The 18637-nt window shown below is 67.8% G+C and carries 15 protein-coding genes, 1 tRNA gene and 1 pseudogene; 5 read left to right on the top strand and 12 right to left on the bottom strand.

Going from position 1 to position 18637, the window contains the following annotated elements; all coding sequences use genetic code 11:
* Window positions 1-35 precede the first annotated feature (35 nt).
* Complete coding sequence (locus tag ACQPZZ_RS37560; protein WP_432926962.1) at window positions 36-974, top strand: serine/threonine protein kinase; 939 nt, start codon at window positions 36-38, stop codon at window positions 972-974.
* Window positions 975-1007: 33 nt separating this feature from the next.
* On the opposite strand, the gene ACQPZZ_RS37555 is transcribed toward ACQPZZ_RS37560, so the two are convergent.
* A complete protein-coding gene (locus ACQPZZ_RS37555; protein WP_432926960.1) occupies window positions 1008-3758 on the bottom strand; it encodes an ATP-binding protein in 2751 nt (916 codons plus the stop codon).
* A 1394-nt stretch (window positions 3759-5152) separates the two neighbouring features.
* Between ACQPZZ_RS37555 and ACQPZZ_RS37550 the strand changes: the two genes are divergently transcribed.
* Window positions 5153-6856, top strand: coding sequence for a SpoIIE family protein phosphatase (locus ACQPZZ_RS37550; protein WP_432926958.1), 1704 nt, complete (start codon window positions 5153-5155; stop codon window positions 6854-6856).
* Between the two features lie 116 nt (window positions 6857-6972).
* Here the strand turns inward: ACQPZZ_RS37550 and ACQPZZ_RS37545 are convergent, their stop codons facing one another.
* Both ACQPZZ_RS37545 and ACQPZZ_RS37540 read right to left on the bottom strand, forming a co-directional pair.
* Window positions 6973-8082: a fatty acid desaturase family protein gene (locus ACQPZZ_RS37545; protein WP_432926956.1), complete on the bottom strand. Its 1110-nt coding sequence runs from the start codon at window positions 8080-8082 to the stop codon at window positions 6973-6975.
* 11 nt (window positions 8083-8093) lie between these two features.
* Window positions 8094-8237, bottom strand: a complete 144-nt coding sequence (locus tag ACQPZZ_RS37540) for a hypothetical protein (protein ID WP_432934673.1) — start codon at window positions 8235-8237, stop codon at window positions 8094-8096.
* Between the two features lie 556 nt (window positions 8238-8793).
* On the opposite strand from ACQPZZ_RS37540, the gene ACQPZZ_RS37535 reads away from it, so the two are divergent.
* Window positions 8794-9081 carry a hypothetical protein gene (locus ACQPZZ_RS37535; protein WP_432926954.1) on the top strand — a complete coding sequence of 96 codons (288 nt, stop codon included), beginning with the start codon at window positions 8794-8796 and terminating at the stop codon, window positions 9079-9081.
* A gap of 136 nt (window positions 9082-9217) precedes the next feature.
* Here the strand turns inward: ACQPZZ_RS37535 and ACQPZZ_RS37530 are convergent, their stop codons facing one another.
* From ACQPZZ_RS37530 to ACQPZZ_RS37520, 3 genes are all read right to left on the bottom strand, one after another.
* Window positions 9218-10147 carry a DUF5994 family protein gene (locus ACQPZZ_RS37530; RefSeq protein WP_432926952.1) on the bottom strand — a complete coding sequence of 310 codons (930 nt, stop codon included), beginning with the start codon at window positions 10145-10147 and terminating at the stop codon, window positions 9218-9220.
* Between the two features lie 230 nt (window positions 10148-10377).
* A complete protein-coding gene (locus ACQPZZ_RS37525) occupies window positions 10378-11214 on the bottom strand; it encodes a sensor histidine kinase (protein WP_432926950.1) in 837 nt (278 codons plus the stop codon).
* A gap of 841 nt (window positions 11215-12055) precedes the next feature.
* Window positions 12056-12394, bottom strand: a complete 339-nt coding sequence (locus tag ACQPZZ_RS37520; RefSeq protein WP_231513981.1) for a VOC family protein — start codon at window positions 12392-12394, stop codon at window positions 12056-12058.
* Between the two features lie 349 nt (window positions 12395-12743).
* On the opposite strand from ACQPZZ_RS37520, the pseudogene ACQPZZ_RS37515 reads away from it, so the two are divergent.
* Window positions 12744-13040 (top strand): annotated as a pseudogene (locus tag ACQPZZ_RS37515) (transposase); the annotation flags it as partial.
* A 119-nt stretch (window positions 13041-13159) separates the two neighbouring features.
* Here the strand turns inward: ACQPZZ_RS37515 and ACQPZZ_RS37510 are convergent.
* Together ACQPZZ_RS37510 and ACQPZZ_RS37505 are read right to left on the bottom strand one after the other, a co-directional pair.
* Window positions 13160-13231: transfer RNA gene (locus tag ACQPZZ_RS37510), tRNA-Lys, on the bottom strand.
* Between the two features lie 102 nt (window positions 13232-13333).
* Window positions 13334-14491 (bottom strand): acyl-CoA dehydrogenase family protein, encoded by a 1158-nt coding sequence (locus tag ACQPZZ_RS37505; protein ID WP_363642417.1) that lies wholly within the window; start codon window positions 14489-14491, stop codon window positions 13334-13336.
* 85 nt (window positions 14492-14576) lie between these two features.
* On the opposite strand from ACQPZZ_RS37505, the gene ACQPZZ_RS37500 reads away from it, so the two are divergent.
* Window positions 14577-14996 (top strand): PspC domain-containing protein, encoded by a 420-nt coding sequence (locus tag ACQPZZ_RS37500; RefSeq protein ID WP_363642419.1) that lies wholly within the window; start codon window positions 14577-14579, stop codon window positions 14994-14996.
* A gap of 1 nt (window position 14997) precedes the next feature.
* Here the strand turns inward: ACQPZZ_RS37500 and ACQPZZ_RS37495 are convergent, their stop codons facing one another.
* The 4 genes from ACQPZZ_RS37495 to ACQPZZ_RS37480 all read right to left on the bottom strand — a co-directional run bounded on the left by ACQPZZ_RS37495 (window position 14998) and on the right by ACQPZZ_RS37480 (window position 18620).
* The gene (locus ACQPZZ_RS37495) at window positions 14998-16368 is read right to left on the bottom strand and encodes an MFS transporter (protein ID WP_432926946.1); all 1371 of its coding nucleotides are present in this window, start codon (window positions 16366-16368) and stop codon (window positions 14998-15000) included.
* Between the two features lie 114 nt (window positions 16369-16482).
* Window positions 16483-16824 carry a metallopeptidase family protein gene (locus tag ACQPZZ_RS37490; protein ID WP_363642423.1) on the bottom strand — a complete coding sequence of 114 codons (342 nt, stop codon included), beginning with the start codon at window positions 16822-16824 and terminating at the stop codon, window positions 16483-16485.
* A 12-nt stretch (window positions 16825-16836) separates the two neighbouring features.
* Window positions 16837-17667: an ABC transporter permease gene (locus tag ACQPZZ_RS37485; RefSeq protein ID WP_363642577.1), complete on the bottom strand. Its 831-nt coding sequence runs from the start codon at window positions 17665-17667 to the stop codon at window positions 16837-16839.
* Between the two features lie 5 nt (window positions 17668-17672).
* Window positions 17673-18620, bottom strand: coding sequence for an ATP-binding cassette domain-containing protein (locus ACQPZZ_RS37480; RefSeq protein ID WP_432926944.1), 948 nt, complete (start codon window positions 18618-18620; stop codon window positions 17673-17675).
* Between the last annotated feature and the right edge of the window lie 17 nt (window positions 18621-18637).

Here is an 18637-nt window from a genome sequence, read left to right as displayed (position 1 = left end):
CGATGAGACCGTCGGGGGGCCAACTCCCTGTCATAATGTCCTCACTTTTCTACGCCTTTCCGTACGGAGCGGATACGTTGCTTGTCGGAACTCTTCTCAATGGCCGCTACCGCGTGCTGAAAAATCTGGGAAAGGGCGGCGAGGCCGAGCTGTTCGTCGCGTGGGATGAAGATCTCGAGCGGAGAGTGGCGGTGAAATTCCAACACCCCCGCTCCTTCGAGCCCACGAGTTGGTTTCTCCACAATGGCAAGCGCATCGAGAAGGAATATGTCCGCCTTGAGAAGGTCCTGGATGTACGAGGGATCCCGCGGGTTCTCGATGAAGGTCATCTCGATGGAGGCCACGGTCGTCGATACCTCGTTATGGAGTTCGTCGATGGTGTCACGGTCAAGTCCTGGATCGCGGCGCATCAGCCGGTGCCGTCCGCCGCGGCCGTGTCGCTCGTTGCGCAGCTCTGCGAGATCCTCGTCGGTCTCCATGCCAGCGGATACGTCCATCGTGATGTCACACCGACCAACACGATGGTGCAGCCCGACGGTCAGGTCCGCCTACTGGACCTCGGCATTTCCATCGCAAACGGCGAGCTCAACAACGATCCCTGCGGCAGTCCCGGCTACGCTGCCCCGGAGCAGTACGACCCTGAGACTCGGCTGACTCCACAGGTCGATGTGTTCGCTCTCGGCGCGATGCTGTTCGAGATGGTCGTCTCGAAGCTGCCGTACAGTGGTCTGAGACCTCCGCTCGACGACACGGCCGTGGCCTTCCCGAAAAACTTCCGAGCTGAGATGCCCGAAGACCTAAGAGCTCTTGGCCTGGCCATGATCGCGGTCGACCCGCGGGAGCGGCCCGACGGCGTGGGAGAGGTGTTGCGCTCCCTACGGCCGATGCTCCCTCCACTTGGCTCTCCCACCTCTCCAAAGGCCGCTCGGCCCGATCCCACGGCCTACTACCGAATCGGGTGGTCGGCGCTCTGATCCGTTTGGAGGCGGTGCACCACCAGATCGCGGTCACGGAAGGCACCTCAATCGCTCGACGCCTGCTTCCGGATCGCTCTCACCCAGTTTTCGCACCATGGCCTGAGCCCGGTCGATCGCTTCGGCCGCCTTCCGGGGATGGCCCGCGCCGCGGAGTGCGTCCGCGAGCCAGACCAGCGTTCTGGCCTCCCGGCTCGCGTAAGTCAGCGACTGATACAAACTGAGGGCGCGCTCGAAATCCGCGACTGCGGCCTCATACTCTTCCAGCGCCACGCGAATCCTGCCCAGGCTGAACAGTGCATACGCCCTGCCGTTGAGATCCTCAGTGGTGTCCAGCAGGGCTAGCGAGCGGCGGCAGTAATCCAGGCCCTCGTCATACTGGCCAAGGTCGTAGCGGGCACTGCCGATCCCGTTAAGCGCGGCCCCTTGATTGAGTAGATCACCGAGTTCCGTGAATGCGGACAGGGCAGCGGTGAAGTGCTCCAGCGCCTCGCCTGGCACGCCGCTCTCCCGGAGCACGACACCGAGGATGTGGCGGCCCATGGCGGCGCCCGGGATGTCTCCGTTGTCCTCACTTACGCGTACGGCACTGCGCAGGTCCCGCGTCGCCAGTGCAAGATTTCCCAGGCCGCGATATGTTCCGGCGCGCATTCGATGGACCATGGCCACGTCCGCCGGACCTGCCACTCTCTGGGCGGCCGCGAGGGCGCTGGTCAGGTACTCCAAAGCGTCCACGTTGCGGCCGGAGCGCCACTGATAGGTCACTAGGATCATCGGCAGCAACCAGGTGTAGTGATCGCGGCCGTGCTGTTCAGCCAGCCTGACTGCAGCGGTCAGGGTCGCGTACTCGGCCTCGAACCAGGACATCGCCTCCGCCGCGTGAGCTGGAGCGATGACCTCGATGCCGTGCGCTGCGCCGATGGGCAGCCGCCGGCCCGGGTCCAGCCTACGGTCGCAGGCCCAGGCGTTGTGTAGCAGAAAGGACAGCACCCGTTCCACCGCGTCGGCCTGCTCAGGCTCATCCTGCGCCTGCGCCAGCTCCGCGGCGTAGACGCGGACGAGATCGTGCATGGCGTAACGTTCGAAGATTGGTTCGGTCACGAGGCTCATCCGCATCAAATCGTCGATCGCGTCGACGGCGTGGGCGGCATCCTGGGCAAGCGCTCGGAGCGCGGCCCAGCTGATCGTCGGCCCGGGGTGGAGCGCGAGTCGCCAGAAGAGGCGGGCAGCCGGAGCCGATAGCAACTTGTGGGAGACCTCCAGCGACGGCCGGACGCTCAAATTCTCAGAGCCCAAGTCGAGGGAACGCAACCTGGTACTCTCCTCCCGAAGCTCCCGGACCATGCCCCCGAGTGCTTGTGCCGGGCGCCGCGCGATCCGCGCAGCCATGATGCCCAGCGCCAGCGGTACACCGCAGCAGTGCTCGATCAGGTCGTCCAGGAACGGGACGACCACGCGCATCCGCTTCTCGCCCAGCCGGTTCCGCAGCAGTTCGGCTGCTTCCTGACGGTCGAGCGGAGCCAGATCGATGAGCTCTGCACCTTCTCTGATCGCTAGCCCGTGCATCTGTCGACGGCTGGTGACGATCGCCGCGCTGGCTCCGAGTCCGGGCAATAGCGGGCGGGCATGGTCTTCGTCCCGCGCATTGTCCAGGATCAGCAGGACCGCGCGATCGGCAAGGGCGGTCCGGTAGGCGGCGACCATGCCGTCCATGGTCGGAGTCTCGGGACGTACCCCGAGATCGTTCAGGATCCTGGCGAGGACGGGGCCATGCCGTGCCGGCTCTCCTGGTGAGAATCCGCACAGGTCAACGTATAGGACGCCGTCTGGAAAATGCTGCTCGACGAGGGCTGCCGCTTTTACGGCGAGGAAGGTCTTCCCGACACCCGGCAGGCCGGCGAGCGCGGTAACCCGGCTGCGGCCGCGCGTTCGGCCAAGGAGCGTCGTCGTGAGCCGGTCGAGTTCGGGCTGACGGCCGACTAACTCGATCGGGTGTGGCGGGAGCTGCCGAGGCCGCGCGCGGGCCAGCGCGGGTAAGACGTCGGTTGTGGAACCGCCTGGGTGCCTTTCGTCGTCCGCCAGCAGCAGGTGGTGGGTGCTTCGCCTGAACCGGTGCTCCCACGAGGCGAGGAGCTGTTCGATCTGGTCCGGTCGGTCGAGGGCGCGCAGAGCGCGAACCTTCAACTCCAGCAGCGTGACGCTGTCCGGCCAACGCTCCAGCGCCGTGTGGGCTCGGTTGAGCGCAGTCAGAGTGTCCCCGCACTCCAGTTCCGTGAGGACGCACGCAGCGGTGACATCGTGCAACTCGGCGGTGAGCACAATCCGCTTCTGCTCGAATCCCTTGCCGGGCAGATCCTCCAGGGGCGTTCCTCGCCACTCGACGACAGCGGACGTGAGCGCCTTGAGCCGTGCCGTCGCGTCCTCGGCGATGTCCGCCGCGCGCCGGAATTCCTTGAAGCGGACGTAGTCGACGCTATGCGGATTGACCTGAATCTGGCAGAACCCACGCTCATTACGCTCGGTGACCTCCGGCAGGGATTGGCGCAGGTGATGAAAACACTGACGAATTCGATTGGCGTTCGGACTCTCGTCCGGCCATAGGAAGCGGGTGATGTCGGCGTGTGACGCTCGGTGACCGTGCGCAAGCAGCAGGACGGCCAGAAGTTCGAGAGCCTTTTCTGATTTTATCTTGACGGGCTGTCCCGCCCGTAGCGCAACCACTGGCCCTAGCACGCGAAATTCCATCCTCATCAGTCCCATCCCGGCGGCGGTGCGCCGCGCCATCGGCCGACCTTGGAAAGCATGCCACGCAGCTTCGCGCACCCATTAACGTTCGACTAACGTTCACAGTTTGATAGTTCCTTGACCCGCCTGCCACGCTGTCGTCATCCACCTCCGCCATTTCGGCGGCTCGCTGGATAACCACAAACCAGGGTGTTGGTCGCCCGAAACGTTCAATCAAGGAGAAAGCCATGAATTTCAGGCAGTGGAGGCGCGCTCCGCGCTACGCTCGGCGCCCTGCCCCGAGCCGGCCTGTCAGGGCGACAGTGCCACCCCGGCGCCCACGGCGGCCTCGTCCGGCACCGCGTCCACCCCGCAACCAGCCTCGTTCGTACGGCGGGGCCAGGGGCTGGAAGCCGGTCGAAAGGGACTACGAGGTCGGTCCGTTCGCTGAGTTTGAGTAAGCCGGCGCGGGAAGCAGGACAGAAGGCGGGCACGGCAAGTCCGGCCCGCCTTCTGCTGCTGCAGACCTTGACTAGGGACCTCGTTAATCACTGCAGTAGAGCGCGGTGCCTGCGATGTATCACCGGTCCGCGCAGGCCATCGCGCGGCTGGTCACGACCGGGGCTTGCAAGATCGTCAAGGAGGCCCGAAAGGCCGTGGTCTGACCGCATGAGTCAGGTGCGCCCCACATGTGTCTCACGATCCTTAGGACTTTCAAAGGCCGTGAACCAGGCGAGGGGTGTACAGACGATCTTTTACGAGCTGTCTTGCCATGGCCGGGCGTAGGGGCCCGAGAGGTCTTCGGCTGTGGTCTTCTGTCGGTCGTCTTTGGCGTCTGACCTGACGAACGGCGTCTAAACGATCTACTGTGTGCCCGGTGCGTGCCCGCGAGCGAACAACGAGCAACCAAACGAGATCAACTGCTCCCCGCAAGGGCCATCTCGACCGAGAAAGCCCAGGTCGGATGGGGTATGGAGTGGTGGGGCGCCAGGGACTCGAACCCTGAACCGACGGATTAAAAGCGCCCTTGATCAATGCCGCCTAGTGCCGCCTTCTACCATTTCGTCCGCTGTTGTCCCCGGGAGTCTGCCGCCTAATCACGCTGGGTGCCGCGCCGTACCCGTACACGCGAGCGACCACCGAGCAACCGTGCGTCCTTGACCATTGAATTCGTCGACGACCCTGCGCACTCGCCGACACTGGTGCCGTCATTACAGTCGGCGGGTAGGTCGCGTCGAAAGCGTGGTGCAGGCGCTCAGCGCGGCATTTCGCCGGGATGACCCACTATGGGCCAGCCACCTCGACGAGTATTGCCCACGCCTCGTCGAGATGGGATCCTCAGGCTTCTTCAGGGGAGCCGGCTGGCTCGACATGGCCGCGGGTTGCCCCGCGTGCTCGGCGTGTTCGGCGGGTAGGGCGTAGTCGGCGATGGACCGGAGGAAGACAGGGCGGCGATGATGCGGCATCTGCCCAGCGCGCATGGCCATGCCGGGCTGCCCGACCAGAGGTTGCTGCAGGCGGCCTTCGACAGCGCGGGGGCGGGTATCTATCTGACTGATCATGCCGGGCGTATCACTATGGCGAACCGGCAGGCCGCGGCGTTGCTGGGCCGTCCCGTGGCGGAGATGCTAGGCGCCGATGCCCACGATCTGCTGCACAGGGGCGCTGACGACGGGCTGACTCCTCGCTCCATCTGTCGGCTGATGGGAGTGCTGGAGCACGGCCGTCCGGCGCGTGGCGACGAGTCGACCTTCCTGCGGGGTGACGGCAGCCTGCTGCCGGTCTCCTTGTCGGCCGCTCCGATACTGGAGGGCGGGCAGGTACTCGGGTTGATCGTCGTCTTCACCGACATCACCGAGCGGCTGAACCTCTCTCGTCAGCAGGCCGGCCATCTTGCCATGTTGGAGGACTTCAACGCCCGCCTGACGCTGGTCACCCAGATCACGTCCGTGCTGACCCAGACGCTGGACGTGGACGAGGCCTTGCAACGGCTGGGGAGGCTGATCGTCCCCCGGTTGGCCGACTGGGCGGTGGTGGATCTGCGTGTCGAGCACGACGAGGTGGAGCGGGTGGTGGTGATCCCTCCTGCTGATCAGGCGGCGGGGTCCCCGCTGCCCGAGCCTCCCGGTTCCCTGCTGGCGCGGGTGCTGGATCGAGGTGAGACCGTCTTGCTGGGGCCGGGCGACATAGCCCGCAAACCTGACTCCGGCATGGCCACCGCACAGCGTGAGCTGTTCGCGGCCCGGGGAGCGGTGTCGGCGATCATCACGCCGCTACGCACCCAGCGGCAGGTGCTGGGGGCTCTCACCGTGGCGCGTACCGACCCGGCCCGCCCCTTCGACGCCACCGATGTGACGCTGGTCACCGACATCGGGCGTCGCGCGGGGTTGGCGGTGGGCAACGCGCGCCTGTTCGGCCGGCAACGAGAGGTGGCCGAAATGATGCAACGTCACCTGTTGGCTCCGCTGCCGCAGGTGGGCCACCTTGAGATGGCCGCGCGCTACCTTCCGGCCCCGGTGGGGTCTCAGGTCGGGGGTGATTGGTACGACGCCTTCCTGCTGCCCGACGGCGTCACCGCCCTGGTCATCGGTGACGTGGTCGGCCACGACATCACGGCCGCCGCTGAGATGGCCCAGCTGCGCAGCATGGTGCGTACGCTGGCGTGGGACCGCTGCGTGTCGCCCAGCCTGGTCGTCAACCGGGTGGACCAGGCGATGTCGGCCGTCACGGACGTGCCCATGGCGACGATGATCTTGGCGCGTGTGGAGGGCTCCGAAGATGGTCCCTGGCGGTTGCGCTGGAGCAACGCCGGGCATCCGCCGCCCCTGCTGGTCACCCCTGACGGGCATGCCCGCTATCTGGAACAAGGGCAGGATCTGCTGCTCGGGCTCCGCCTGGGCATCGAGTCAACCAGGCGCGACGCCGTCGAGCCGATGCCCGCTGGGAGCACCCTCGTGCTCTACACCGACGGCCTCGTCGAAAGTCCCGGCAGCGACCTGGCCACCGGATTGGCCCGGCTGCGGGCGCAGGTCGCGGCCATAGCTCACCTCCCACTGGAGGACGTGTGCGACGAGATCGTACGACGCATACCCCACGGGACCACCGACGACGTCGCTCTTCTCGCGCTACGCCTGCCCGCGTGCGGAGCCGGCGCCTGATCGTGTACGCGCCCGGCCCACGACTTGTTCCCGGTATCCGACGGCCATCCGGCCCGGGACTCTCGCCGAGCCTGGGGGGCTCTCTCATGCCACAGGTTGACCCGCCCGTGCTCTGCTCATGCCGCGGCCTTGAGCGTGCTCGCCGGCGGTTCGGCCGCCGATGGCCGGCCCGGCCCCGGTAGGGCCATCCGCAGGACACGCTTCCAGACCGAGCCGGCCTGCCGGGCCAGTGAGCCGGATGTGTAGGGGAGGCCGAACCGCTCGCACAGGGCGCGTACGCGTGGGGCGATCTCGGCGTATCGGTTGCTGGGCAGGTCGGGGAACAGGTGGTGCTCGATCTGGTGGCTGAGGTTGCCGCTCATGATGTGGAGGAGGTGTCCGCCGTCGATGTTGCACGAGCCGAGTAGCTGGCGGACGTACCACTGGCCGCGGGTCTCGTTTTCGAGCCGGTCCTCGGTGAAGACCTCCGCGCCCTCGGGGAAATGGCCGCAGAAGATGATGGTGTGCGCCCAGACGTTGCGTGCCATGTTCGCGGTCAGGTTGCCGAGCAGGACGGGCAGGAAGGCCGGACCGGCGAGCAGCGGGAAGGCGATGTAGTCCTTGGCGATCTGGCGCCGTATCTTCGATATCACCGCGCGGAGCTGGGCCAGCGCGTCCTTCGGATCCTTTCGTCCCGACGGGATCCGCTCCAGTTCGAGATCGTAGATGGCGATGCCGTACTCGAAGAAGAGTGCCAGCAGCGCGTTGTAGAACGGCTGGGCGAGGTAAATCGGATGCCATCGTTGCTCCGGGCTGATCCGCACCACCGAATAGCCGATGTCGCGATCCTTGCCGAGCACGTTGGTCCAGGTGTGGTGGACGAAGTTGTGGGAGTGTTTCCACTGGTCGGCGGGGGAGGCGGTGTCCCATTCCCAGGTGGTCGAATGGATCTTCGGGTCGCGCATCCAGTCCCACTGGCCGTGCAGGACGTTGTGCCCGATCTCCATGTTCTCCAGGATCTTCGCGACGGCCAGTGCCGCCGTGCCGGCGGCCCAGGCGGGGGGCAACCAGGAGGCGAACAGCAGTGCCCTGCCGCCCAGCTCCAGCTTGCGCTGGACTGCGATGAGATCCCGGATGTAGGCCGCGTCCCGCTCGCCGAGGCTCGCGAGCACCTCGTCGCGGATCTTGTCCAGCTCGCGGCCGAACCCTTCGGTGTCGACAGACGCCGGATGGAATGTGGCAGGCATGCGTGTTCCTTTCACAGTTCGATCTCGACTGGGCCGGCCGCCACCGACACGCAGGTCTGGATCATGTCTCCCGCGTCTCCGTGTATCTGGCCGGTCCGTACGTCACGTACCTGGCCGGAACGAAGGCGGGCGACGCATCCGTGGCAGATGCCCATGCGGCAGCCGCTCGGCATGAGCACCCCCTCGCTCTCGCCGCCCTCCGATATCGACGCCGATCCGCACCCACTGGCCGGGACGGTGCGTGACCCAGCCCCGCCCCGGGCGGATCACCAGGGACACCGCATCGGCGGTTTCCGCATGAACCGCCTCGACCCGGCCGCACAACTCCCCTGCCGCCCAGAGCGGATTGATCAACCCGAAGTAGTCCTCGGGAAGCAGCGGCGACGTCAGCCAGTGCGCGGCTGTCGCCAGCCTGCGCAGGAGTGCCACAGGGGGTGCGGACGCACGCTTAAGGATCACAGACAGAGCCTTCCAAGGGAGCGGCAACCATCAAGGGGCCCGGGCCACGAACGGCCATCCGTACGGACGTGTACCCGGTGCCCGCGTCGGCACCCGCAGGCCGGAGCCACGAAGGGCACAGCAAGCGATCCAGGACCGGTAACGGACTGGTAGGCGGCAGGGCCCGTGACGGCACGGCTACGGGAAGAGCTTCGCGGAGCCCCCGAAGCGGCGACGCGCATGCTACGCGGGGGGCTTTGCGGGGATACCCACGTGGACCCGGTCGATCCTTACGATGAGGAGCAGCGTATGACCATGGACGCTCCCACCGGGCTGCTCTACTTGCTGAGTGTTGGCAAGGAAAAGGAACTGATTCTCCGCGTGCACGGCACGACGCCCGCAGCCGAGAGACTCGTCAGCTGGATGGAGCAGGGCGCCGTCGTGTCCCTTCAGGTCTCCCATGAGGGCGAGCCGGGCACATTCACCTACGTGGTCAACTTCAGGCACGTGGTGGCAGCCCGCTTCGCTCCCTACGCGAGGACACGGATCAGCAGCTTCTGAACCCTCGCGTAGGACCCGTGCGGCTACGACGACGCCTCGCCTTCGTCTTCCGGGCCCACCCCGGCTGGGCTCGTTCGCGGCCCCGCCTCTCCTACGGCGGGGGCTTGCCGCGTGCGTCGCGGGTCCGGGCCTTCGGCTACGTCAGCATCGGGATGGTGCGGTCCAGGCCGGTTACATGTAGTAACCGAGACATGTGCGGGCGGGCTGCGGTCAGGGAGAGGGTGATCCCCATCGTCTTGGCGCGGCGCTGGATGCCGACCAGGACTCCCAGCCCGCAGGCGTCGCATGCCGCAACACCCGACAGGTCGAGAATGAGCAGGCTTCTGCTGTAACGCAGGACGTCGAGCAGATCCTCGCGCAGGTCGGGACTGGTGAAGATGTCGATTTCACCGGACAGCCGGATGGTCGTCGGAACCGGCGGGTCGGCTCTGCCAAGTGGCGCGGGGTCGCGGGTGGAGACGGAATGCTCCGGCCGGCAACGAGGCGGGGTCTGTGGTGGCAGGCCTGGCAGGTGGGCGCCAGATCGGCGGTGTCGGCACCCGTCGAGCAGGTCCGCCGGCAGCGTACTGATGTGCACTCCCTCGTTCTCCCCGCCCGCATCCCGTGTATCGCCGGCTTGGTGGACTGCGGTGGTGAGGAGGTCGACTGGGAGCAGGCCGGTCGTGCCCTGACTGGCGAGCATGAGCGCGGCCGCCGCGGTGTATGGCGGGACGACAAGCAGGATGACGGGCCCAGCCTCCGCGAACGTCAGGGTGACGAGGCGAGGATCGGCGCTGTCGAACCAGCCCACTTTGACCTGGCGTCCGCCGGCCTGGACACGGTGGGGGATGTGGTCCCATGCGTCGACGTGCACGGCGACGCGCAGCGTCGTCAGACCCAGTCGCTGGTCGACGGCGGCGATGAGATTCGGTAGCTCCACCGTGGCGTCATGGGAATGGGGCCACCATGCCCCGTCCACGGTGCCCCGCGGGCCAAGGACGGGAGCCAACCGTAGTCGAACCTCAGAGCCGATGACGGAGGCTGTACCGGCAGGGGCGCTGGGCGGTGCGAAACGACAGAGCAGCATCGGCGCCGCTGTCCCGCCTGGACGACGGTCCCTGAACGAACTGGCCGAGACTGCCCGGCGCGCTGGCCGGCACCCCGCCTGCCTGTGACCGCTCATGGTTTCAGCGGCCAACGATTTTCAAGCTGAGTCTCAACCCCTCGCGTAGCCGTGACGTCAGACGTTCGGTCCGAGGTTGATAAATCAGAACAGTTTCCAGTTTGGACGCCATTGCCCTGTACGCCGGTGGTGGTTCAGGGGGCGGCGATGGGCAATTGGAGGATGAAGCAGGCGCCGCCGAGCGGGGAGGGCTCGACCCAGACGGCTCCGTGGTGGGCTTTCGCTATGTCCCGGGTGATGGTCAAGCCGAGGCCGGTGCCGGGGCCGCCCCGCTGGGAAATGGCTTTGAGCTGGTACATCCGGTCGAAGATGCGTTCCCTGTCCTTGTCCGGCACGCCGGGGCCATCGTCGGACACCGCCAGGCGGGCATTGCCGTCGCTGCGGCCGACGTGGACCTGCACCTGGTGGGTGGCGTGGTGCTGAGCGTTGTCCAGCAGATTGGTGATGATCTGGCAGATCCGCGTGCGCATGGCTGTGACCTCGACACCGGGAGTGCAGATGACTTCGATCGAGATGGGGTCGTTCCGGTCCGCGACCTCCTGCCTGACCAGTTCGCACAGGTTGATCCGTTCCCAGTCGGCTTGGGCGGCGCAGGAACGGGCGATCATAAGAAGTGCGGTAGCCAGCGCATCCAGTCGATCCACTCCACGTAGTACCGCCTCCAGCACGCGGGGGTAGTCTGCTTCGCCGGGACGAGTAGTCGCTTCTTCCACCGTGACGCGTATCCCGGCCAACGGGGAGCGGATCTCGTGGGCGATATTGGAGGCGAACTGCCGCTCACGGTCCAGCATGTCCAAGCTCACGTTGATGGTGTCGACCAGCTGCGTCACCTCCTGCGGGCCATGCTGCTGAGCGATTTGGGCGTATTCATCGCTGACGTTGATCTCGGCGAGGTCACCGGAGATAGAACGCACGCGTCTCAGCAGTCGGCGGACAAGCACCTGGCCCGCAACCGCGGCGGCCAGCACCATGGCGAGATTCCACCACCGTTTGTGAGAACTGGTGTCCCTCCCTGGACTTGCGCGCTCCAGCCGCTCGCTCAGGATTGATCTGCCCATCAGATACTCCCCACGAACCATCCCGCCGCGTAGGCTCCTACCCTCCGATCAACCATTTACCTCGATTGATTGCCGGCACACCGGGTCAATACGCCGTCGACCTCGTCGCGTACGTCGAGCTCGGCGCACGACCTGACCGGCGCCCGCACCGCAGGGCGGATCAACGCTCGGCGCTCGACGGATTGTCGTTCCTCTCTCTGGGAGGAAGGTGATGGCGATGCGTGAGACCCATCCAGTGGTCTACAAACGGTGCGGGTGCACCGAACGGAGCGGGCGGTGCCCGAGGCTGCTCGAGGACGGGCACGGCTCGTGGTGCTTCGCGGTGCAGATCCGGGGCCTGTCGGGACACCGGGAGCGTGTCCGGCGAGGAGGCTATGTCAGCGCAGGCGACCTTGGCACCGCCCTATTCAGTAGCTGAAGCGCTCCAAGTGGAGTAGAAATCGGACCTAGCTCTCCGGTCTGAATTCGGTCCGTGATCGTACGGGTGAGCTCGGCGGCCATGCGATCGATGACCTGGGCAGAGGGAATCGAAGTTCCAGTGCGTGACCAACGGCGACGCGCCTCGATAGGTGAGCGTACGACAAGCTCGCGGTCCGCTACGAGGCGACCGTCCTCGTCGCGGCCATAAACGAGTGGCTGTGACCAGCACAGCCGACGCCATGCCCTCTCCGAGGCGGCCAGCAGCTGATGAACCGCCCGACCACGCCTGAACGCTACGGCGTCTGACGGGGGATACCTGTCAACGCCGGGGATGTCAGGAAGACGTCAGGCAGAAGGGGTGGCCAGCCGGATCCAGGAGTACCCGCCAGCGTCCGTCGCCGGGCTGATGGGCCGGTTTGGCCGCGCCGAGTTCCAGCGCCAGCTCTTCCATCGCATCGAGGTCGTCAGCGCGGAAATCCAGGTGGAACTGTTGTGGCACGTCCTGACCCGGCCACTGCGGAGCCCGGTATCCGTCAACCCTCTGGAATCCCAGATCACAGCCGGAGTCGTCCGTCAGAGCGACGAACTCGTCCGTACTGAAGAGCTCGCGCATCCCGGTCAGTGCACCGTAGAAGCCCGCCAGCACCTGCGGGTCGGCACAGTCCAAAGTCACCCCTCGCAGTACAGCGCCTGGCACCATTCGCTCCTTCGTGTCCGCGCGCCTGTCTCCGTAAGCCGCCGCTGCGCGCGATCACCGGCCACAGCCACACCGTACCCGCCACATCCACCGCTGAAGTAGCGGTTTACCCCTGCTCAGAGCAACGGGTGACTGTGACCGGCGCTTTCGATACACGCCCTAGCAGGCGCGATCTTCAGCTCTGCTGATTGAGGAGCACCGACCAGCTGTCAGCCTCCATGTCGATGTCGGCGATCCGAACGGCGTAGCCCACGGCAATGTCATCGTTCTCCGAGCGGCGCTGCCCCACGTACACACCGATCACCTTCCAATGGTGCTCCGCGCCGCACGTGCCGCCGCCCGGCAGCGCGCCTGGGCCCTGGCGGGTAACGCCGCTCCCGGCGCGGACGGGGAGCTGATCCCCTTGGACATCGACGCGACCATCGTCATCGCCCACTCCGATAAGCAACAGGCCGCGCCGACCTGGAAGAAGACTTTCGGGTTCCACCCGATGACGGTCTTCGCCGACCACGGCGCGGGCGGTTGCGGGGAACCACTGGCCCTGCTGCTGCGGCCCGGCAACGCCGGGTCCAACACCGCCGCCGACCACATCACCGCGACCCGCCTGGCCCTGGCCCAACTGGGCGCTGTGGGACGAGTGAACCGGCGACTGCACAACTGCAACCAGAAATGCAACCAGAAATGCAACCGGGCAGGCTTCCGATCGATCATGATTCGGGAGTCTGCCCAGTTCACTGAGGGTGGGGCGCCAGGGACTCGAACCCTGAACCGACGGATTAAAAGTCCGCAGCTCTGCCATTGAGCTAGCACCCCTTGGTCGTGCCCCGCAGAACCCGCCCGCGTCGCGGCGTGATCCGCAGAACACTCCCCAAGATGCAGGGTACAGAGAGTACCGCGTCTTCGGCGAGGCGATTGTCAGCGGAAGGCGTCGAGACCGGTGAGCGCCTTGCCCAGCGTCAGCAGATGCACCTCCTGGGTGCCCTCGTACGTGAGCACGGACTCCAGGTTGGTCATGTGCCGGATGACCGGATACTCCAGGGTGACCCCGTTGGCCCCGAGCACCGTACGCGCCTCGCGGGCGATGTCGAGCGCGGCCCGGACGTTGGCCAGCTTCCCGAAGCTGACCTGGGTGGGCGTCAGCTTCCCGGCGTCCTTGAGCCGGCCGAGGTGAAGGGCCGTGAGCCCGGCCTGACCGAGCGCGACCGCCATCCAGGCCAGCTTTTCCTGGGTGAGCTGGAAGCCGCCGATCGGCCTGCCGAACTGCACCCGCGTGGTGGCGTAGTCCACGGCCGCCTCCAGGCAGGCCCGGCCCGCGCCGACCACGCCCCACAGGATGCCGTACCTCGCCTCTGTGAGGCACGACAGCGGGCCCTTCAGCCCGGCGACGCCCGGCAGGACCGCGGAGGCGGGCAGCCGTACGTCGTCGAAGTACAGGGAGGCCGTGACCGAGGCTCGCAGCGAGAGCTTGCGGTGGATCTCGGCGGCGGAGAAGCCGGGGGTCGAGGTGGGGACGACGAAACCCCGGATCCCCTCGTCGGTCCGTGCCCACACGACGGCCACGTCGGCGATCGAGCCGTTGGTGATCCACATCTTGGAGCCGTTCAGGATCCAGTCGCCTGACGGGTCCTGCTTGGCGGTGGTGCGCATGCCGGCGGGGTCGGACCCGTGGTCGGGCTCGGTCAGGCCGAAGCAGCCGATGGCCTCCCCTGACGCCAGCCGGGGCAGCCACTCCTGCTTCTGCTCGTCCGAGCCGTACTTCCAGATCGGGAACATCGCCAGCGACCCCTGCACGGACACGAACGACCGCAGCCCCGAGTCGCCCGCCTCGAGCTCCCGGCAGGCCACGCCGTACGAGACGGCGTCGAGCCCGGCGCAGCCGTACCCCTCAAGGTGCATGCCGAGAAGGCCGAGCGAACCCAGGGCCGGGGCGAGCTCGCGGGCGGGGAACGTGCCCTGCTCGAACCACTCGCCGACGTGGGGGAGGACCTTGCCGGAGACGAGTTCCCTTACGGAGTCCCTGACCAGGCGGTGCTCGGGGTCGAGCTGGTCGTCGAGTTCGAGGAGGTCGTCCATGGCGCCAGGGTATCCGGGCTCCCTCGGGGTAGTGCCAGGGGGAATCCCGATGTGCGCCAACCCCCCGAAGAGGCACTGTGGAGGTATGAACGAGATGAACACCAACGGTTCGGTCAAGCAGCTCCACCGCACTCGGAACGGCAGGATCGTCGCCGGGGTGTGCTCGGGCGTCTCCGAGTACACCGGCATCGACGCCAACATCCTGCGCCTCGGGCTCGCCGTCGCGAGCTTCTTCGGCGGCCTCGGCGTCGGCGTCTACGCCGTCGCCTGGCTCCTCCTCCCCGAGGAGGGCAAGAACACCTCCATCGTCCAGGACCTCATCCACAAGAACAAGGACGGCCACGTCTGGCAGGACGCCAAGGCCAAGTGGGACAACGTCCAGCAGGGCTGGAACCAGGGCCGCTCCACCGGCACCCCCTACCCCCCGCAGGCCCCGAGCTACGAGGAGCACCCGTACGGCCGGTCCTCCACCGGCGACTCGCAGAACCAGGGTCCGCAGGCCTGACTCAGGTAGCGGCGGCCCGGACCTTGGCGATGATCTCCTTGCGCGACTCGGTCCAGAGCATGGCGAGCACAGCCGCGGCGCACAGCCCGGCCACGCCCGCCAGCGTCACGACGGCCTCTGGACCGAGCCGCTGGGCGGCTGCGCCTCCGACGAGGATGCCGACGCCCTGGGCGGCCAGCAGGCCCGACTGCACCAGCCCGAACGCCGCGGCCCGTCCCGACGCGGGCACGCACTGGACGAAGGCCGCGTTGGCCGCGAGCTGGTACGCCCCGCCGACGCCGGACAACACCCACAGGGCGAGCACGCCCTCCAGCGGCGGCCGGATCACGCAGAGCACGAGCGGCGCGCAGGTGAGCATGGCCAGCCAGCCCATGCCGCGCAGCCGCCCCGACGGGGTGACGAACCGTCCGAAGAAGAACGCGCCGATGACCGTTCCCGTCGGCATCGCCGCCATCAGCAGGCCCGTGATCACCGGGACGGGAAGCTTCCCGTCGGCGAGCGCCGCGGCGTACGGCACCGCGATGCCTTCGGGGATCACGTAGAACCCGCACAGCCAGGCGAACAGGACGAGCGTGCGCAGCCGCCGTTCGCCGAACACCAGACGCGCGCCGGACAGCGTCATCCGCCACATGGACGGCCGTTCGCCGTCCTCCCGCAGCGGCGCCGGACGGTGCCGCACCCCCGCGACGATCACCAGGGCCGATCCGAGGAACGTCGCGCAATCCAGCGCCAGCGCCCGATAGGGCCCGAGCGCCGCGATCGCCGCACCCCCGGCGGCGAACCCCAGCATCTGCACGGCCTGGTTGGTCACGTTCTGCAGGGCCGACCCCACGACGTACCGGTCACCCTCGAGCACCTCGGGCAGCAGCGCCGCGCGGGCGGCCGAGAACGGCGCGCCGAGCAGGACCACGAAGAAGACCAGCGCGCACAGCACCGGGAACGGGGTGACGGGCAGGGCCATCGCGGCCAGCATCAGGGCGCGCAGCGCGTCGCACCAGAGCATGACCCGCCTGCGCGGGTATCGGTCGGCCAGCCCGGCCAGCAGCGGCCCGCCGAGGATGGGCGGCAGGTAGGTCAGCGCGTAGACGGCGGCCGTCGCCAGCGGCGACGCGGTCCGGCTGTAGACCAGCACCGCGAGCGCCACCTGGGCGAGCTGGTCGCCGAGCAGCGACATGCCCTGCCCGAGCCACAGGGCCCGGAACTCGGGGACCGCGACCACCTCGCGATAGGTGGTCCGCACCTCGGGGGAACGGCGGTGCCGGCCGGACAGCCTGCCGGTCTTGGTGTCCGCCGTCTCACTCAGCAGAGGTCGCTCCGCAGCCCGACGCCGCTCGATGCCGCCGGTGTCCGCAGCGGCGACTGGATCTGACACAGCGTGGTCAACATGTCACTTACAGTGCCCGCCGGCTGCGATTTTTGCAACCCGCTGACGGTCCGCTTTCGCGGGCCGCGAACGCGAAGCGACACCCGGCGGGCGAGAACGGCCCTACCAGCCGAGCTCGTGCAGCCGGTCGTCGTCGATGCCGAAGTGATGGGCGATCTCATGCACAACGGTGATGCGAACCTCCTCGACGACGGCGTCCTCGGTCTCGCAGATCTCGAGCGTCGGGTTCCGGTAGATCTCGATCCGGTCGGGGAGAACCCCCGAATACCAGTCGCCCCGCTCGGTGAGCGGAATGCCCGTGTAGAGCCCCAGCAGGCCGGGCTCGGGCGGGTCGTCCACCACCACGACCACGACGTTGTTCATGACCTTTGCCAGATCCGGAGGGATCGTGTCGAGCGCCTCGGCCACGAGCTCCTCGAACCTCTTCAGCGGGACGTCGATCACCGTCTCATCGTGTCATCGCGAGGCGGCGGTGCGGTAGCGCCGTACGGCGAGCGGCGCGAACACCGCGATGATGAGCAACGACCAGCACAGCGACGCGGTCACCGGGTGCTGGAGCGGCCAGGAGGCGGCGGCCGAGCCGGGGTTGCCGAACAGCTCGCGGGCGGCCGAGACGACCGCGCTCATCGGGTTCCAGTCGGCGATCGCCCGCAGCCACCCGGGCAGCCCCTCCAGCGGCACGAACGCGTTGGCCAGGAACGTCATCGGGAACAGCCAGCCGAACGTCGCGGCGTCCGCCTGCGCGCCGTTCTTCGCGAACAGCCCGATGAACGTGCCCACCCAGATCATCGCGTACCCGAACAGGGCGAGCAGCGCGAAGCCGGTGAGCGTCTCCAGAGGGGTGCCGCGCGGACGCCACCCCGCGATCAGCAGGCCGCAGACGGCCATCATCGCGAGCGACAGCCAGTCCTTGGACAGGTCCGCGAGGCTCCGCCCGGCCAGCAGGGCCCCGCGTGCGATGGGCTGGGCGCGGAACCGGTCGATGATGCCGCGCGCCATGTCCTCGGCGACCGATGTCGCGGCGGCGACCGCGGACAGGGCCATGACCTGCATGAAGATGCCCGGCATCAGGTAGTTCCGGTAGTCGCCCCCGCCGGGCAGGCTGATCGCGCTGCCGAAGACGTACCCGAACAGGACGGTCATGATGACCGGCGCGACCAGCTCGGCGGCGATCTGGCCGGGCTGGGCGCGCAGCTGGGAGTAGCTGCGCCCCGCGATGACGAACGTGTCGCTCAGGGCCCAGCGCAGCCGTTGCGCCCTCGTCGCGGGGGGTTCCACAGTGATCATGGTGATCACGCCGCCTCCTTCTCTTTGGCCGGCGCGTCCGTGAGCGCCAGGAACACCTCGTCCAGCGTCGGCCGTCGCAGCCCCAGGTCCTCCACGCCGATCCCGGCGGCGCCGAGGGCCGCGGCGACCCTGACCAGGGAGGCGGCGCCGTCCGAGACGGGCACGATGAGCCGCCGTTCGGTGGTGTCGATCTCGGGCTCGCCGGGGAGCACCCCGCGCACCGCCTCGACGCCGGGAGCCAGGTCCGCGGCCTCGCGGAAGGTGACGCTCACCCGGTCGCCGCCCACCTTCGCCTTGAGCGCGGACGGGGATCCGGCCGCGACCACCCGCCCGGCGTCCATGACGGCGATCCGGTCGGCCAGGTGGTCGGCCTCGTCGAGGTACTGCGTGGTGAGCAGCAGGGTCGTCCCCTCGGCGACGAGCCGGCGCAGCTCGTCCCACAGTGCGAGGCGGCTGCGGGGATCGAGGCCGGTGGTCGGCTCGTCCATGAACAGCACCGGCGGCGAGACGATGAGGCTGGCGGCCAGGTCGAGCCTGCGGCGCATGCCGCCCGAGTAGGTCCGCACCGGGCGGCCGGCCGCCTCGGCCAGGCCGAACCGCTCCAGCAGTTCCTCGGCCCGGCTGCGAGCCGTACGGCGGGGCAGGTGGTAGAGCCGGCCGAACAGCTCCAGGTTGCGGCGTCCGGTCAGCAGCTCGTCGACCGCCGCGTGCTGGCCGGCGAGGCCGATGCGGTAGCGGAGCCGTTCGGCGTCCCTGACCACGTCGCACCCGGCCACCCGGGCCGAGCCGCCGTCGGGGCGCAGCAGCGTCGTGAGGACGCGCACCATCGTCGTCTTGCCGGCGCCGTTGGGCCCGAGCAGGCCGCAGACCGAGCCGCCCGGTACGTCGAGGTCGACGCCCCGCAGCGCCTCGGTCGTGCCGAACCGTTTGCGCAGTCCTTCCGCATGGATCACGGCATCTCCTTAACAGA

It is taken from the genome of Microbispora sp. CA-135349, assembly GCF_050947365.1.
In the GTDB taxonomy this organism is placed as follows: domain Bacteria; phylum Actinomycetota; class Actinomycetes; order Streptosporangiales; family Streptosporangiaceae; genus Microbispora.
Note: the sequence above shows the minus strand (reverse complement) of the source record. Positions and strands in the feature narration are given on the sequence as shown.